Origin of the sequence: Streptomyces toxytricini, from assembly GCF_014649915.1 — a bacterium.
Classification (GTDB): Bacteria; Actinomycetota; Actinomycetes; order Streptomycetales; family Streptomycetaceae; genus Streptomyces; species Streptomyces toxytricini.
This window is the reverse complement of the sequence record NZ_BMTY01000013.1, coordinates 218,795-235,746: the sequence shown is the minus strand read 5'-3', so window position 1 is coordinate 235,746 and position 16,952 is coordinate 218,795. Positions and strand designations below refer to the sequence as shown.

Here is a 16,952-nt window from a genome sequence, read left to right as displayed (position 1 = left end):
ACGAAGGAGGAGCGCCCTTGAGGGACCGGCCCGCCCCGGACACCATCAACTGCCGGGGACACCACCGGCAACCTCCCTGATCCCGACCGACCGGCTACCGCCAACCGCCGCCCCCGCCGCCGCCTTCCAGCGCCGAGCCGTCGGCTTCCGCCGCCCCCACCCCGCCGCCTTCCAGCGCCGAGCCCTCGGCTCCCGCCGCCCCCACCCCGCCGCCCCCACCCCGCCGTCGCCCCCCGACCCCGAGCCCGGGGCTCCCGTACAACCGCCCCCTCAGCCCACCGCCGCCCTCAGCCGCTCCAGCCCCACCGCGATCTCCTCCGCCGTGTGCGTCGTGAACGACAGCCGCAAGGTCCGCGCATCCGGAGTGCCTGTATAGAAGGGTGCGCCGGGCACAAACGCGACGTCCTTCGCCACCGCGCGCTTCAGCAACGCCGTCGCGTCGTGGCCCTCCGGGAGGCGGGCCCAGACGAACATGCCACCCTCCGGGCGGTTCCACTGCGAGCCCTGCGGGAGCGCCTCGCCCAGGCCGGCCAGGAGGGCGTCGCGGCGGATGCGGTAGGCGTCGCGGACGGTGGCTATGTGGGCGTCGAGGTCGGCGGCGGAGAGGTAGTGGGCGGCGGCCAGCTGGTCCACCGTCGACGTGTGCAGGTCGGCCGCCTGCTTCGCGACGACCGCCGCCCGCCGCAGGGCGGCGGGGGCGCGGAGCCAGCCGAGGCGCAGTCCCGGCGCCATGATCTTCGAGAAGCTGCCCAGCAGCGCCGTGCGGTCCTCCGCGCCCGGGTGCGCGGCGAGCCACGGCACTTCGTCGCCCTCGAAGCGGAGGTCGCCGTACGGGTCGTCCTCGACCAGCCACAGGCCCAGGCGGGCCGCGACCTGGGCCACCGCGGCCCGGCGGGCGGCGGGGAGGGTGCGGCCGGTGGGGTTCTGGAAGGTGGGGATGCAGTACAGGAGCTTCGGGCGCTCCCGGCGGACGATCTCCTCCAGGGCGTCGGGCAGGATGCCCTGCTCGTCGCAGGGCACGGGTATGACGCGGGCGCCGGCCAGGCCGAAGGCCTGGAGGGCGGCGAGGTAGGTGGGGTTCTCGACGAGGACGGTGTCGCCCGGCTCGACGAGGGTGGCGGTGATGAGGGTCAGCGCCTGCTGCGACCCGGTGGTGACGAGGACGTCGTCGGCGGTGGTGGCGAGGCCGCGGGCGGTGGCCCGTTCGGCGACGGCCCGGCGCAGCTCGGGTGCGCCTTCGGTGGTGGAGTACTGGAGGGCCCGCGCGGCGGAGGTCGCGAACGCGGCGTCGTAGGCGGCGCGCAGCCCGTCGGTGTCGAAGAGTTCGGGCGCGGGCAGGCCGCCGGCGAAGGACACGACGCCGGGGCGTTCGGTGAGGGCGAGGATCTCCCGGACCGGCGAGCCGCCGACGGCGGTGGCGCGTGCGGCGAACGGCGGCGGCTGGACGGCGGGCGCGGGCGCGGAGGCGGCGGTGGCGGCCGAGGCGGTGGCGGTCATGGCGGGCGGCTCCTCGCGGGGGGTCGGTTCGGGTGCGCACATCCTAGGAGCGGTACGTGTAAGCAGCACCCATGCGTTCGAGGAGTGAACGGCGGCCGGTCGTGCCGGGTCTGGCGTCGTGCCGGTTCCAGCCGCCCCCCAAACACGACGGAGCCCCCTCGGCCAGGACGGCGGGCCGGTCGAGAGGGCTTCTGTCGATGCGCTGTGCGGTTGTTCCGGGGCCTGGCGGTCCGGATCCGGCGTTCGCCGGGTTCCGGTGCTCCGGTCTCGTCGTGGTGGGTGGGGGTGGTGGGGGTGGGGTGGGGGTGGAAGCGGCCGGGCGTGGCCGCCGTAACGTTTAGGCGAGGCGGCCGAGCGCGCCCTCGGTGACGCCGGTGACGAACGAGGTCCAGGAGCCCGGCGCGAAGGTGAGCGAGGGACCGTCCTGCACCTTCGAGTCGCGGACCGCGATGGCCTCCACGACGGGGGACTTGACCTCGACGCAGGCGCCGTTCCCGCCGGAGTAGGAGGACTTGGTCCAGTTGTCCGTGGCGCCCTGACGAATAGCCATGATTCTCTCCGGTTCAGCGAGTAGTGCCAGGTGGGTGGGTTCCCCTGGCCGACGTGATCGACGCTACCGGCACCTTCCGGAGGGCGAAGAGGTCATTCACCCGACCGAGTGGCATATTCCATTCAGGCCTTCTGTGGCCGGGGAGTGACGGTGTACGGTGCCCGGCCTTACTCGCCATCTGCCCGGTTCGTCCTGCTTTTACCGGTTCTTGCCTCCGAAATCATCGATGATGCCGGCGATGAACTCGCGGGTCTGCTCGACGTTCAGGGCCTGCGCGCGCAGGTGCTCGTACATGACGCTGTACATCTGGACGTCGTTCGCCTTCTCCAGGTACAGGTCGCTCGTCACGCCCTCGATGTAGACGACCGTCGAATCGGTCGCGTCCGGGAACTCGAGGATCGCGTACTGCCCGGTCATCCCCGGGTGCGCGCCCATCCCGAACGGCATCACCTGCACGGTGACGTGCGGTTGTTCCGACTGCTCTATCAGGAACTCCAGCTGCCGTGCCATCAGCTGCGCGTCGCCCACGCGCCGGCGCAGCGCCGCCTCGTCGATGACGGCCCACAGCCGCAGCGGCCCCACCTCGGGGTTGTTGTTGTCCGTCTCCGACAGGCGCTTCTGCCGGTGCATGCGCACCTGCACGCGCTTCTCGACGTCGGCCGGCGAGGTCTCCGGCACCGCCCCGCGGATCAGGGCGTGCGCGTACTCCGGGGTCTGGAGCAGGCCCGGCACCATCTGCGGCTCGTACGTGCGCAGGCTCGCCGCGTCGGTCTCCAGGCCGATGTAGACGCTGTACGGGATGTCCCCGAAGGCGTGCCACCAGCCCTGCTGGCGCGAGTCCTTGGCCATCTGCATGAGCGAGTCGACGAGCCGGCGGTCCTCGACCTCGTACACGTCGCACAAGTCGCGGACGTCGCGCTGGCTGATGGACCGGCGGCCGTTCTCCAGCCTGCTGATCTTGGACTGGGAGACGAGGAGGCGCTCGGCGACCTGTTCGGCCGTCATGCCCTTGTCCTCGCGGAGCTTGCGCAACTCCATGCCCAGTCGGCGGCGTCGGACGGTGGGATTGACATTGGACGCCACGTGAACGGCACCTCCGCCTTCTTCTGGATCTGTCTCTCTGCGTGCCTGATGGGGAGCAGACTGCCACCGAAGGGCGGGGCTGCGCCGGAGAACTGCACGGAAAGACAGGCGTGCGGGACGGCGGAGGCCGGGCGGACCGGCCCCGCCGCCCCGCGGGCACCGGGCGGCTCCCGGACCGGGCCGTCAAGGGGGGGGCCGGTCGGGGTGCTGGCGGTGCGGTGGCGGTGCGGTGGTGGTGCGGTGGAGCTGTGGATCTGCGTGTGTGCGGTGGTTCAGGTGATGCCGCGGTGCGTGGTGGTGCCGGTGTGGTTCCTGGTGCAGGGGTGGAGCAGTGGTGGCCGAGCGGCCGTTCCGCGGTCGCCCCGCGGCCGTTCAGCGGCCGTTCCGCGGCCGCTCAGTGGGCGGCGACGCGCTCCATCGCACCCGCGCGGCGCGGCTGCATCGGAACAGCGTTCGCCGTGGGACGCGCCGCCTGCGCGGCGGACGCCCGCTCGCGGCGCGGCTGCGCCGCCACCCCGTTCTGGACGTCCATCACGGCGTGCGCCACGAGGCCGCCCATCGGGTCGTGCCGGATCAGGTCCCGCAGCCGGGACCTGGACGACCGCCCCTCGTTGCCGGGGTACAGGTGCTTGCCGAGGCCGACCGCGTGGGCCAGCGCGGCGAGCGCCGCGGTCCGCGGGTCCGGCGGTACGCCGGTGCGGATCGCACTGTCGAGCCGGGCTCGGATCTCCCGGCTGATCGCCGTGTCCGTCGCCTGGTAGCGCGTCGTCGGCAGCACTCCGCACATCTGGCCCGCGACGGCATGCACCATGCCGCAGCGCTCCAGGTGCGCGAGGTAGATCTGGCGCAGCCCCAGCCGGGGCCCGCCGATCCAGTGGACCGCCCGTACCGGACTGCCGCGCCTGCGCAGCAGTTCCAGTGCGGAGTCCAGTGTCGGATCTCCTGTCGGCCGCGGCATCACCACGGCGATACGATCCCCGTCAGGGGCTATCCGTCCTGCCAGAGCCAGCTCCACTAGCTGTGCCCCGGCCAGGCCGAGGTCGAGCGACTGCGGCTGCGCCGTGGTACCCGTGGCCGGGTCCAAAGCGAGCAGCAGAAGCTCCTCCGGAATTGTTCTGCGGCTCCTGCCCATCCATGCCTCCCCGCGTGGATGAGTGACAGGGTGACCCCTCTCACATTCATCTGTCGAGAGTGCCTGGTCGCTTTGTAGGGGAACCGGCAGCTATGTCGTTCTCGTCTAGGGCGAGGGCGATGCCCCCGAGACGGGACACTGTTAGACATTCGGACAGCCGGACGCGACGCGGTGGCGAACGAGGAGGAACTGGTGGCGGGCGAGTCCCCCGACAAGTCGGTTGATGAAGCAGTGCCGGGGGCGGCGAAGTCCGCTGCGGAACGGGATCCCAGGTTGTCCGTGTTCCGTCCCCGCGACTCCGAGGACGCGGCGGGAGCGGCGTCCGGTTCCGTACGGGAGCGGAAGGCCGCGGAGGCGGAGCCGGCCGGGGAGTCGGCAGAAGAGCCCGAGCCCGAGGGCGAGGCCGCGGGGGACGCCGACGCGTCTCGCGCCGGTTCGTCCGGACGGGCGGAATCCGCAGCGTCCGAGGCTGACGCGGAGGTCGAGGCCGAAAACGGGGACGACGCCGACAAGGAGTCCGGCGAGTCCGGCGAGTCGGATGAGCCGGGTGAGTCGGACGAGCCGGACGAGTCGGGAGATGCTGACGCGTCCGCGGACGCCCCCGCTGTGACGGAGCCCGCGAAGGCCGCCGGCAAGGCCCCCGCGAAGACGCCCGCAAAGGCCACCGAGAAGCCCGCCGGCAAGCCCGCCGCCGAGTCGGACGACGCTGACGACAGCCGGCGCACCGCCGTGTTCCGCGCCCCGGTGTTCGATTCCGGTTCCGCGCAGGAGCGGGGGGCTGCCGGGTCCGGGGCGCGTCCCGCCGGGAAGTCCGGCGGCGCCGACGCTGCCGCCGAGGGCGGTGCCGAGAAGGCCGCGGAGCCCGCGGGCGGTGCCGACGACAGTGAGCGTACGGCCGTCTTCCGGGCCCCGAAGTTCGATTCCGGTTCCGCGTCCGCGCCCGCGCCCGCCGCTGACGCGAAGCCGGCTGCCAACGCTTCCACCGCGTCCGGGAACGACGACAGTGAGCGCACCGCGGTGTTCCGCGCGCCGCGGCTCGATTCCGGTTCCGGTCGGGCCGGTGGCCCCGCCGCGGCCGCCGCCGGCGCTGCGGGGCGCGAGTCCGCCGCGGCGACGTCCGGCGACGGGGCTTCCGAGGACAGTGAGCGCACCGCCGTCTTCCGTGCGGTCAAGCCGCCGGCCGCCGAGGCCGGCAAGGCGTCCGGTTCCGCTTCCGCCCCGGCCGCGGCGAAGCCCGCCGACGGGGAGCCGGAGGACAGCGAGCGCACCGCCGTCTTCCGCGCCGTCAAGCCCCCCGCCGCCCCCGCCGCTCCCGCGGCCGACAAGCCCGTCGCCGAGCGCCCCGTACCGCCGAAGTCGGAAGGCGGGGAGAAGGCGAGCACGTTCGTGCCGCTGCGGACGGACGACGGTCCGGCGAAGCCGGACGCCCCCGCGCGGGGCCCCGTACCGCCGCCGAAGGCTCCCGCGCCCAAGGCCGCCGCGCCCAAGGCCGCCGCGCCCAAGGCCGCCGCGCCCAAGGCCGCCGCGTCCAAGGCCGCCGCGTCCAAGGCCGCCGCGCCGAAGACCGCCGTCCCGGGGGCCGCTGCCGCCGCGTCGGCGTCGGCCGTCTCCGACCGGACCGAGCGGACGACGCAGCAGCCGCTGCCGCCGAAGCCGCCGCTCGACATGCTCGCGGACCTCACGAACAACCCGCCCCCGCCGCCGACCCCGATGCGCACCTTCGTGCGCCGGGTCAAGATCTACGCGCCGCTCGTCGTGCTCCTCGCCGTCATCCTGTCGGTCGTGCAGCTGGTCCGCCCGCTGCCCGAGCCGAAGCTCACGATGACCGCGAAGAAGTCGTACACCTTCGAGGGCGCCGCCCCGGCCCTGCCCTGGCCCAAGGAGGGCCAGGCCTTCATGGCGGCCTCCGGCCTCGGCACCGTCGGCACCTTCGGCGAGCAGAAGCCGATCGCCATCGGCAGCGTCGCCAAGACGATGACGGCGTACGTGATCCTGAAGAACCACCCCCTGAAGAAGGGGGAGCAGGGTCCGATGATCGACGTCGACAAGGCGGCCGTCGAGGACGGCAAGAAGGACGCCGAGGGCGAGTCGACGGTCAACACCCTGCAGGAGGGCGGCAAGATCTCGCAGTACGACGCCCTCGCCGCGATCATGATCCCGTCGGCGAACAACGTCGCGCGGCTGCTCGCCCGCTGGGACACCGGCGGCGACCAGGAGGCGTTCGTCAGGAAGATGAACGACACCGCCAGGGAACTCGGCATGACCAACACGACGTACACGGACCCCTCGGGTCTGGACGCCACGACGGTCAGCACCGCCGAGGACCAGGTCAAGCTGGGTCTGAAGGTCGTCGAGATGCCGGAGCTCGTCGCGATCACCAAGCTCCCGAGCTGGCAGGACCCGTCGGGCAAGGTGTGGCGCAACTGGAACGACCTCGTGCCGTACAACGGCTCGCTCGGCATCAAGACCGGCTCCACCAGCAAGGCGGGCGGCAACCTCCTCTTCGCCGCGGAGAAGCAGGTCGGCAAGACCCGGCAGCTGATCGTCGGCGCGGTCCTCGGGCAGCACGGCGTACCGATCCTCGGCACGGCGATCGCGGCCAGCAAGAACGTCATGCTGGCCACGCAGAAGTCGCTGACCAGCGCGGCCGTGGTGAAGAAGGGCGACGTCGTCGGGTACGTGGACGACGGGCTCGGCGGCCGCACCCCGGTCGTGGCCGGTGCCGACGTCGAGGCGGTCGGCTGGCCGTCGCTGACCGTCGACATCAAGCTGTCGCACGGCGACTCCAAGCTGCCGCAGACCGCGACGGCGGGCACCGAGGTCGGCGTGCTGACCGTCGGCGAGGGGGCCAGCCAGGTGAAGGTTCCCGTGACACTGAAGAGCGACCTGGCCGCACCGGGAATCGGCAGCAAGCTGACCCGGATCGGCTGACCGCGGCCGCACCGGAGACCATGGACCGGCGCCTCGGGGGCAACCCCGGGGCGCCGGTGTGCGTCCAGTAGCCGGGACGGGCGACGACCGGGACGCGACGGAGTGGACCCCAGGGCTGGGGAGTAGGGCAGTGAGCGACCAGTGACCACCGCTGAGCAGGAGCAGACCGAGGGCCGGGGCGCGCCGGCGCCGGCCGCCGCCGGGGCGGCGGGTGCGGCGGGTGCGGGCGGTGCTCGGGAGGGTGCCGCCGCCGGCGGGGGTCCTGGCGCCCGCGTCCTGGCCGCGGCCCGGCGGCACCCGGTGGCGGTGTCCACGGCGGTGGCGGCCGTGCTCCACGTCGTCTGGTTCTACGCCTTCGCCAACAGCGGCGGCGACCTGGCCGCGCAGGACGCCTGGGCCGAGTTCGTCGGCCGGCATCCGGACTCGGCGTACAACCTGGCGTGGTACGGCGGCATGCACCCCGTCTCGTACAGCGTCGTCTCCCCGTACGTCATGTACATGATTGGCGTGCGGACGACGATGATGGTCGCCGGCACCGTCTCCGCCGGGCTGCTCGCGCTCATCCTGACCCGCTGCCGCGGCGCCGTGCGCGAGCCGCTGTGGCCGGCGCTCGCCGGGGTGTACGGCCTGTTCTGCAACGCCCTGTCCGGCCGGGTGACCTTCGGGCTGGGCGCGATGTTCGCGCTGGGCGCCGTCGCCGCCGTCTTCTGCTGGCCGCGCCGCTGGGCCCGCCGCCGCTGGGCCAAGGCCGCGGTCGCGGCGCCGCTGGCCGGGCTCGCGACCGCCTCCAGCCCCGTCGCGGGCCTCTTCCTCGGGGTCGTCGCAGCCGCGCTGTTCCTGAGCCGGCGGCGGCCGGGCGCGTACGCCCTCGGCCTGGCCCCCGTGGCGGTCGTCGGGCTGTCGGCCTGGCTGTTCCCCTTCTCCGGGACGCAGCCGATGAAGCTCGGCTCGGCGTGGCTGCCGTTCGCGACGGGGCTGGCCGTCGCCCTCCTCGTACCGAAGCGGTGGAAGACGGTCCGGGCAGCCGCCGCGGTGTACGTCCTCGGCGTCTTCCTGACCTGGGCGATCGACTCGCAGGTCGGCTCGAACGTCACCCGCCTCGCCATGCTCTTCGGCGGCGCCGTCCTGCTGGCGGCCGTCCCGTACGCGGCCGCAGGTACGCGCCGCCGGCGGGCGCTGGTGGCGGCGTTCACCGGGGTGACCGTGTGGATCACCGTGAACAGCGTCACGGACATCGTGCGCACCACCCCCGTCGCCGCCTGGAACCGCGAGCTCGCCCCGCTGGTCGACCAGCTGCAGAAGGCGGGCGCGGACCGGGGACGCGTCGAGGTGGTGCCGGCGAGCAGCCACCGGGAGTCGTCGGCGTTCCCGGCGTACGTGAACCTCGCGCGCGGCTGGAACCGGCAGGCCGACCTGGAGCGCAACCCGCTCTTCTACGACGACACGCTGACCGCCGACACCTACCGCGAGTGGCTGGAGCGCTGGGCCGTCCACTACGTCGTGCTGCCGGCGGACAAGCCCGACTCGGGCGGCGAGGCGGAGGCCCGGCTGGTCGCCGGCGGGCTGCCGTACCTGGAGCGGGTGTGGGGCGACGCGAACTGGCAGCTCTTCCGGGTCGCCCGGCCGACGGAACTGGTGTCGGGGCCCGCCTCGGTGGTCCGGGCGGGCGCGGACCGGCTGGTGGTCGACGTCAAGGCCCCCGGACGGGTCCTGGTCCGGATCCCGCACTCGCCGTGGCTCGGGCTGGTCGACGCCGACGAGCGCCCGGTGCCGCCGCCGCAGGGGTACGCGAACACGGCCGGCTGCCTGTTCAAGGCGGAGGTGGACGGCGCGGGCGACGTGTGGACGGAGCTCCTGGCCCCGGCGCCGGGGGAGTACCGGATCGCGGCGAAGTACCAGCTGCCCCGCGGCACGCCCTGCCCGGAGGACCTCGTCAGGGAGGCGGTCGACCCGAAGGACCCGAAGGACCCGACGGGCGGCTGACGACCGCGGAAGGTGCGCCCTGCGACATATCTGCATACGATCCCAATAGTCCGATTGGGTGCTGCCCGAGGAGTTGACGACGGGATGAGCAAAGAGCAGAACCAGGACGTCCGGCGCGCCGCGAAGGGCCAGGAGCCGCCCGGACCGCCCCCCTCCAAGGGCCACGGCTTCGCCGGCCCCGTACGCAGCAAGGTCAAGGGCGGCGCACACACGAAGGCGGACCTGAAGCGCGCAGGCGCCCCGGTGGGCGACCGCATAGGCGAACGCACAAGGGGCCTGAGCTAACCCCCTCACCCCTGGCCCTTCCGGCCCCCCGCCCGGGACCCGGAAGGGCTTCGGCAGGACCCCGCACGGCCGGGTGCCGAGCCGTGTGTCAGAGCTGGCCGAGGTCGATTTCCACCGGGAAGGGAGCTGCTGCCTTGAGGACGCCGGTGAACACGTCCCCGTCCCGGTAGTACTTCGTCGCCGGGTCGAGGACGTACGTGTACACCAGTGGGACCCCCGCCGCGGCCTGCTCGATGCGCCAGTAGAAGCCGATGCCCGCCTTGGCGTACTGGTCGACCTTCACGATGCGGTCGGTGGTCTCCGAGCCCGGTGACACCACCTCCGCGACCAGCAGCACGTGCTCGGGGCGGGTGGGGGTGACGTCGATCGTGTCCGCGCGGTAGACGACGACGTCAGGTGCCGATTCGTGAGCGGGACGCCAAACGGACCACACCCAAACGTCTGGGTGTGGTCCGTGCGCTCGTGCCCCCGGCAGGATTCGAACCTGCGACACCCGCTTTAGGAGAGCGGTGCTCTATCCCCTGAGCTACGAAGGCGTGCTCGTGGACGCGGTCCGTGAGGACCTGGCCACCGCCGCAAGTGTAGCGGGTGGGGTGCGGTGCGTACCGGGAGATCCCGGCCGGGGGTCGCGGACGTGCCGGGGGCGCGGGCGCGGGCCCCCGGTCAGCGCCTGTCGTAGATGCCGAAGAGGTCGACCACCAGGTCGACCGGCTCCCAGCTGCGGTTCCAGAAGTCGACGATGCCGTCGGGGCCCGTGCCCGTCTGGGCGAGGTTCGAGACCGTCGCGCCCTTCGTCCAGTTCAGGTTCGAGGAGTGCGGGGGATGCGGGGTGACCGCCGTGCCCCTGTCGTACTGCAGCCGGGTGTTCGGGTCCGGGGCGATCGAAAGGTGGCCGCTGCCCGCGGTGTTGGTCACCGTCGCGTTCACCACGGCCGCCTCCGGCGCGGACTTGCCCGCCGGGATCCGCTGGTGCAGGAAGTCCAGGGACTTGACCTGCCACCACTCGCGGGAGTCGTGCAGGCGGGTCGGCGTGAGCGGCAGGTAGGCGGCCTTGCCGTCGGCGCTGTAGTGGCCGACGACGTCCACGATCACGTCGGCCCCGCTCCAGGAGCCGTTGCGGATCTCGATCCGGCCGTCGGGGCCGACCGGGACGATCACCGAGTTGGCGACGGTCTGGCCGGCGGTGAAGTTGAGGTTCGACGTGGTCGGCGCCTTCTGCCCGCTCGGGAAGAGCGTCAGGTGGCCCGCCTCCCGGGGGTCGGTCACGGTGACGTTCAGGGCCACCGCCGTGACGCCCTTCGACGGGACGCCGCCCGCGCCCGCGATCTGCACGGCGAACGACGACTGCCCGGAGGCCGGACCCCGCGGGGTGCCGAGGCCTTCGCGGGTGTCGACGAGGCGCGTCGGGGCCAGCGAGGTGTAGCCGGCCGCCGCGGAGCGGGTGAAGTAGCCGGTGACGTCCGCGAGGAGGTCCGTGGTGCCGTCGCTGTGGTTGGACAGCTCGACGTGGCCGTCCTCGCTCACCGGGACGATCGCCAGGTTCGGAACGGTCTGCCCCGCCGCGAAGTTGACGTTCGACGTGGCCGGGCGGTCGGTGCCCGCCGCGTACGCGGTGACGTGGCCGGCGGCGCGGGTGTTGGTGGCGGTCAGGTTGAGCGCCACCGCGGACACCCCGGCCGGGATGCCGCCGGTGCCGGCGACCTTCACGCGGGTCGTCCCGTACGCGGGGACGGGCCGGGCGCCCGCCGCGCCGGTGCCGTCGCGGGTGTCCAGCAGGCGGGTGGGGGCGTGCGGGGTGAACTCGGAGCCGGCCACGACGACGTCGACGGTGTTCGTCGTGGTCAGGTGGTTGCGGACGTCCTTCGCGGTGAGGGTGACCTTGTGGGCGCCCACCTCGGCGTAGGTGTGGTCCAGGTGCAGGAAGGGGTAGTCGGAGTCGGAGAGGACGACTTCCGTCTGCTTGTTGCCGTCGCCCCAGTCGACGTCCACCTGCACCGCGGTCGGCACGTCGCTGATCGTCATGACGTACGCGGTGAGCATGATGCCGCGCGCGGTGGTGTGGCTGGCGCCCATTTCGACGGACAGGTGCGGGTCGCCCGCCGACGCCGCGTTCCCGCCCTGCGCCGCTGCCCTGCCGCCGCCGGGGAGGGGCGTGGCGGTCGAGCGGTCCGCCGGGCTGTGGAACGGGGACTTGCGCAGCTCGGCCCGTGCGGCGTCGGCCTTCCCCGGGCTCCCGGCCTTCCCCGTGGCCGCGGTCGGCGGCGTCGGCTCCGCCGCCTGCGCCGTGGCCGGGACGACGAGGCCCACGGCTGCCGCGGCGACCGCGGCGGAGATCATGATGCGGTGACGGTGCACCGGCCCCCCAGTGATTCTGAACTTGTTCAAACAGTCAAGATCAGGTTACCGGGTCCCGGCGGCAGCCCCCGCCCCGGGTTCACGGCCGCGTGATGCGGACCTGGAAGCTGCCGTCGCGCAGTTCGCCGACCACCGAGATGCTGATGCCCTCCTCCTCGTCCGTGAACGTCTCGCCCGGCCGGTACGGGGCGTCCGACAGCTCCCCGTGGACGTTCGGCCGGCGCGTGCAGCCGCCGCTGCCCGCCGCGCTGTCGACCACCGTGACCGGGCCGCGGCCGGTGTCCACCTCCGAGTCGACCTTGTAGACCAGTACCCCCGGTTTGCACACCGTCTCGTCGTTGCCCGCCTGCGTGCGGACCTCCACCGCGTACCCGGTGGTCGCCGACAGCGGGACGAACGCCAGCTTCGTGCCGCCCTCGGCCGCGAGCGGCGTCAGCACGTGGTCGCTCATGCCGGGCTTCGACGCGCAGCTGATCTGCGAGCCGTCCAGCCAGCCGAGCTTCCACTTGTGCCAGCCCAGCAGGTCGTTGTTGGAGCCCCAGTCCTCGCTCATGATGTCCCAGTGCCCGACCGCGCCGCCGCCGTCGGCGGTGTACAGGTCGGGCAGGCCGAAGACGTGCCCGTTCTCGTGCGGCAGGACCCGGTAGCCGGTCTCCCGGTAGGTGCCGGAGCCGTCGTCCTGCCGGCTGTAGACGAACGACGTGTTCGCCAGCGGCACGCCGTCCGCGACCGGCGCGTCCCCGTTGCCGGAGAACGTCACCGACAGCACCGTGTCGAGCGCCGAGGGGCCCGCGTTCGGCGTGACCAGGATGTTCACCAGGTCGTACCGGCTGAAGTCCACCTCCGGGTCGGCCGCGCTCACGATGTGCTCGACGAGCTGCCGGTACCCGGGCTCGTACGGGGACCCCCGCCCGATTCCGTACGCGGCGAACGGCATCGGCATCCGCAGCCAGCTCTTCACCGGCGCCTCGGGCCGGTAGGTGAGCCGGCCGTAGGAACTGGTGCGGAACCAGTCCGAGGTCTGCGGGAAGAACTCCGCCATCCGGTCCAGCGCGGTCCCCTCGCCCTTGGCGTCCGGGAAGTCGATCATGAGGTTGAGGGCGCGGACCTCGCCGGTCGAGCGGGAGTACCCGGGCGGCGTCGGCATCCCCTCCGACATCTGCACGCCCGGCGCGCCGCTGATCCGGCACGGGGCGAGCGCCGACTCCGCGGTCGCCGCCGCCGGTCCGGACGCCGAGTGGTGGCGGCCGGAGATCCCGCTGCTGGCGGTCGCGGTGATACCGAGGGCGAGTGCGGTCAGGCCGATGTAGGCGCCGGCGCGGTGGGGTCTGCGTATCCGTTGGCGGGTCTGCGCCATGGGGATCGCCTTCCGCTCCGCGGCAGCAGGCCGGGCCCGTGCTGCACTCCGTGCGCTCACCCTCCGCCGGGCGCGCCGCGCCCGCGCGCCGGGTGCGGCCGAACGGGAACGGCCCTGTGGCGCGGCTCACACGGGAGGGTGAAATAACCGGGGAACGGATCCCCGTTTGCACTCGTGTCCCCCAAACGGGGATCCGGTCCCCGTTTCATTCGGGTGCCGGTGCCCGGACATTCGTACGCCGCCCCCCGCGGGGCGGCCGGAGCCGTTCGAGGAAGGCCCCTGATGCAGCGCACCGCCGTCTCCGCCGACGCGCCCGCGCGCGCCCCCCGTCCGCGCGCGGATGCCGTGCGCAACCGGGAGCGGATCCTCGTCGCGGCCCGGGAGGTGTTCGTGGAACTGGGCTCGGGGGCCCCGTTCGACGAGGTCGCCCGCCGGGCGGGCGTCGGCAACGCCACCCTCTACCGGCACTTCCCCGACCGGGCCGAACTCGTCCACCACGTCGTGCTGTTCGTCATGGGCCGGGTCACGGCCGAGGTGCGCGACGCGCTCGCCGAGGAGCCCGACGCGTTCGCCGCGCTGTGCCGCTTCACGCACACCGCCGCCGACGAGCGGATCGGCGCGCTGTGCGCGATGCTCGGCAGCGGCTTCGACCGCGAGCATCCCGAACTCCTCGCCGCCAACGGCGCCTTGACCGAGGCCGTCGCGTCCCTGATGGACGCCGGCCGGCGCGCGGGCCTCGTCCGCGGCGACGTCGGCCCCGGCGACCTGATGGTCGCGCTGTCCCAGCTCAGCCGCCCCCTGCCGGGCGTCTCCTGCGTCAGCGTGGACGCCTTCGTCCACCGCCACCTCCAGATCTTCCTCGACGGGCTGCGCGCCCCGGGCGCCTCCGAACTCCCGGGCGCCCCGGCGACCTTCGAGGACCTCAGGCAGAAAACCGAGTGACGCCGCAGGCCCCGTCCCGCTAGCTTCGCAAAAGCCGCTTACTTCAGCTTTTCTTTCCTTTCCGTCATTTCAGTCATTCCGCACACCGAAGTGGGTACCCCCATGCCGAAAACAGCCGACACCGCCGATCCGCTCCAGGCGGCGGCCCCCGACCCCAACCGCTGGAAGGCGCTCGTCTTCATCGCCCTGGCGCAGCTGATGGTCGTCCTCGACGCGACGATCGTGAACATCGCGCTGCCCTCGGCCCAGGCCGACCTCGGCATCTCCGACGGCAACCGCCAGTGGGTCATCACCGCCTACGCGCTCGCCTTCGGCGGACTGCTCCTCTTCGGCGGCCGCATCGCCGACAAGTGGGGCCGCCGCAACGCCTTCGTCGTCGGCCTGATCGGCTTCGCCCTGGCCTCCGCGCTCGGCGGCGCCGCCACCGGCGAGGCGATGATGCTGGGCGCCCGCGCCCTCCAGGGCGTCTTCGGTGCGCTGCTCGCCCCGGCCGCGCTCTCGCTGCTCGCCGTGATGTTCACCGACGGCGCCGAGCGCGCCAAGGCGTTCGGCATCTACGGTGCGATCGCGGGCGGCGGCGGCGCCGTCGGCCTGATCCTCGGCGGGTTCCTCACCGAGTACCTGGACTGGCGCTGGACGTTCTTCGTGAACATCCCGTTCGCCGTCGTCGCGGCCGTCGGCGCCTGGCTCGTCGTGCGGGAGCCGGCCGGCGGCCGCAACCGCGCCCCGCTGGACCTCCCGGGCGTCCTGCTGTCCACGCTCGGCCTGGTCGTGCTCGTGTACGGGTTCACGCGCGCCGAGTCGGCCGGCTGGTCGGACGCCTGGACGATCCGCATGTTCGTGGCGTCGGTGGTGCTGCTCGGCGCGTTCGTGCTCGTCGAGGCGCGGGTGAAGTCCCCGCTGCTGCCGCTGCGCGTCCTGCTGGAGCGCAACCGCGGCGGCGTCTACCTCTCGCTGGGCCTGGCCGTCATCGCGATGTTCGGCCTGTTCCTCTTCCTCACCTACTACCTCCAGGTCGTGAAGGGGTACTCGCCGGTGAAGACCGGCTTCGCGTTCCTGCCGATGATCGCCGGCATGATCACGGGCTCCACGCAGATCGGCGCACGCCTGATGAACCGCGTCCCGCCGCGGCTGCTGATGGGCCCCGGCTTCCTGGTCGCGGCGACCGGCATGCTGCTGCTGACGCAGCTGGAGGTCGACTCCTCGTACGCCGGGCTGATCCTGCCGGCGCAGCTGCTGCTGGGCCTGGGCATGGGCACCGCGTTCATGCCGGCGATGTCGCTGTCCACGCACGGCGTGGCCGCCGCCGACGCCGGTGTCGCCTCCGCCATGGTCAACACCTCGCAGCAGGTGGGCGGCGCCATCGGCACCGCGCTGCTGAACACGATCGCCGCGTCGGCGACGACCGCGTACCTGGTGGACCACGCGGGCGAGGCCGCCGCGGGCGGCGCAGCGGCCAGGCTGGTCCAGGCGCAGGCCATGGTGGAGGGCTACTCGGCCGCCATCTGGTGGGCGGTGGGCATCCTCGCCGCGAGCGCGGCCCTGGCCCTGACGCTGATCAACACCGGCCGTCCCGGCGCCGGCGGCCCGGTCGCCTCGGGGACCGGCCGCGGCGCGGACGCGGAGATCAAGGTTCCGGTGATCGCCCACTGACGGGCGGCTCCGGGGTGCCCCGGGAATGACCGACGGCCCCGCGTCGTTCAAATTTGAACGACGCGGGGTTCCGTCTTGTCCAGCCTTGTCCTTGTCCCCGGCCCCGCGCCCGCGAACGAGGAGCACCGCCGTGACCGCCACCCCGCACCCCGCCGCCATCCCGGCCCGGACCCCCGCCCGCATGCCCGCCCTGTACCTCAGCCACGGCGCCCCGCCCCTGGCCGACGACCCGGTCTGGCCCGCCGAGCTGGCCGCCTGGTCCGCCGCCCTGCCGCGCCCGCGCGCCGTCCTCGTGGTCTCCGCCCACTGGGAGGAGGCCCCGCTGGCCCTCGGCGCCACCGAGACCCGCCCGCTCGTGTACGACTTCTGGGGCTTCCCCGAGCACTACTACGGGGTCCGCTACGAGGCCCCCGGCGCCCCGGACCTCGCCGCGTCCGTACGGGCGCTGCTGCGCGCCCCCGGCATGCCGGTCCAGGACGTTCCCGACCGAGGCCTCGACCACGGTGCGTACGTCCCCCTCGTCGAGATGTACCCGGACGCCGACATACCGGTCCTCCAGGTGTCCATGCCGACCCTGGACCCCGGGCGGCTGATGGACATCGGCCGCCGGCTCGCCCCGCTGCGCGGCGAGGGCGTCCTGATCGTCGGCAGCGGCTTCTTCACCCACAACCTGGCCGCGCTCCGGCACACCGGGCCCGGCGTCCCCGGCTGGTCGGCGGAGTTCGACGCGTGGGGCCGGGAGGCCCTCGACGCCGGCGACGTCGACGCCCTGCTCGACTTCGAGGCCAAGGCGCCGGCCGGCCGCCTCGCCCACCCGCGCACGGAGCACTTCGCGCCGCTCTTCGTCACCCTCGGCGCTGCGGACGCCGCAGGCGACCTGGGCCGCCGCTCGGACGCCGTGGACGGCTTCTGGATGGGCCTGTCGAAGCGCTCCGTCCAGTTCGGCTGACCGCGGCGCGGGCGTTCGGCGCGCGCGGGGGCAACCGGACGGGCCCGGTCGGCGTCTCCAGGGGCGGGGGCAACGACCCGGGGCAGCGCCGCCCCGAACGGTCCCCGCCCCCGCTCTGACCTGCATCTCTTCGCGATCCGGAAACGCCGCCGACCCTCCTCCGGGCGGAGCGGCGGGGCAGCATACTGCAAGATCGCGAAAAACATCGACCGGCGTGGGAATTCTGTCCCGATTC

12 protein-coding genes, 1 tRNA gene and 1 pseudogene are annotated in these 16,952 nt (G+C 73.3%); 6 read left to right on the top strand and 8 right to left on the bottom strand.

The genetic code is table 11. From position 1 onward, the window contains the following. Positions 1 to 270: 270 nt before the first annotated feature. The 4 genes from IE170_RS18630 to IE170_RS18615 all read right to left on the bottom strand — a co-directional run bounded on the left by IE170_RS18630 (position 271) and on the right by IE170_RS18615 (position 4,262). Positions 271 to 1,497: an aminotransferase-like domain-containing protein gene (locus IE170_RS18630; protein ID WP_189810509.1), complete on the bottom strand. Its 1,227-nt coding sequence runs from the start codon at positions 1,495 to 1,497 to the stop codon at positions 271 to 273. Between the two features lie 337 nt (positions 1,498 to 1,834). Then, the gene (locus tag IE170_RS18625) at positions 1,835 to 2,047 is read right to left on the bottom strand and encodes a DUF397 domain-containing protein (protein ID WP_189810508.1); all 213 of its coding nucleotides are present in this window, start codon (positions 2,045 to 2,047) and stop codon (positions 1,835 to 1,837) included. Between the two features lie 198 nt (positions 2,048 to 2,245). Beyond that, entirely contained in the window at positions 2,246 to 3,130 is an 885-nt protein-coding gene (locus IE170_RS18620; RefSeq protein WP_189810507.1) for a helix-turn-helix domain-containing protein, read from the bottom strand. 394 nt (positions 3,131 to 3,524) lie between these two features. Beyond that, entirely contained in the window at positions 3,525 to 4,262 is a 738-nt protein-coding gene (locus IE170_RS18615) for a GOLPH3/VPS74 family protein (protein WP_189810506.1), read from the bottom strand. A 279-nt stretch (positions 4,263 to 4,541) separates the two neighbouring features. Here IE170_RS18615 and IE170_RS32695 point away from each other — a divergent pair, with 279 nt between their 5' ends. The 3 genes from IE170_RS32695 to IE170_RS18600 all read left to right on the top strand — a co-directional run bounded on the left by IE170_RS32695 (position 4,542) and on the right by IE170_RS18600 (position 9,461). Further along, positions 4,542 to 7,193 (top strand): hypothetical protein, encoded by a 2,652-nt coding sequence (locus tag IE170_RS32695; RefSeq protein ID WP_229884929.1) that lies wholly within the window; start codon positions 4,542 to 4,544, stop codon positions 7,191 to 7,193. 141 nt (positions 7,194 to 7,334) lie between these two features. Further along, complete coding sequence (locus tag IE170_RS18605; protein WP_373299014.1) at positions 7,335 to 9,176, top strand: DUF8823 domain-containing protein; 1,842 nt, start codon at positions 7,335 to 7,337, stop codon at positions 9,174 to 9,176. 84 nt (positions 9,177 to 9,260) lie between these two features. Further along, a complete protein-coding gene (locus tag IE170_RS18600) occupies positions 9,261 to 9,461 on the top strand; it encodes a hypothetical protein (RefSeq protein WP_189810505.1) in 201 nt (66 codons plus the stop codon). 88 nt (positions 9,462 to 9,549) lie between these two features. Here IE170_RS18600 and IE170_RS18595 read toward each other — a convergent pair. From IE170_RS18595 to IE170_RS18580, 4 genes and pseudogenes are all read right to left on the bottom strand, one after another. Next, positions 9,550 to 9,878, bottom strand: a pseudogene (locus IE170_RS18595) (Uma2 family endonuclease); the annotation flags it as partial. A gap of 46 nt (positions 9,879 to 9,924) precedes the next feature. After that, positions 9,925 to 9,997, bottom strand: a tRNA-Arg gene (locus IE170_RS18590). A gap of 127 nt (positions 9,998 to 10,124) precedes the next feature. Next, entirely contained in the window at positions 10,125 to 11,816 is a 1,692-nt protein-coding gene (locus IE170_RS18585) for a hypothetical protein (protein ID WP_189810504.1), read from the bottom strand. Positions 11,817 to 11,895: 79 nt separating this feature from the next. Further along, positions 11,896 to 13,173, bottom strand: a complete 1,278-nt coding sequence (locus tag IE170_RS18580) for a M6 family metalloprotease domain-containing protein (protein WP_189810503.1) — start codon at positions 13,171 to 13,173, stop codon at positions 11,896 to 11,898. Positions 13,174 to 13,455: 282 nt separating this feature from the next. Here IE170_RS18580 and IE170_RS18575 point away from each other — a divergent pair, with 282 nt between their 5' ends. The 3 genes from IE170_RS18575 (at position 13,456) to IE170_RS18565 (ending at position 16,717) form a co-directional block, all read left to right on the top strand. Next, positions 13,456 to 14,115 (top strand): TetR/AcrR family transcriptional regulator, encoded by a 660-nt coding sequence (locus IE170_RS18575; RefSeq protein ID WP_189810502.1) that lies wholly within the window; start codon positions 13,456 to 13,458, stop codon positions 14,113 to 14,115. A gap of 102 nt (positions 14,116 to 14,217) precedes the next feature. Further along, positions 14,218 to 15,768: an MFS transporter gene (locus IE170_RS18570; RefSeq protein ID WP_189810501.1), complete on the top strand. Its 1,551-nt coding sequence runs from the start codon at positions 14,218 to 14,220 to the stop codon at positions 15,766 to 15,768. Positions 15,769 to 15,949: 181 nt separating this feature from the next. Then, entirely contained in the window at positions 15,950 to 16,717 is a 768-nt protein-coding gene (locus IE170_RS18565; RefSeq protein ID WP_189810535.1) for a dioxygenase family protein, read from the top strand. Positions 16,718 to 16,952: the final 235 nt, after the last annotated feature.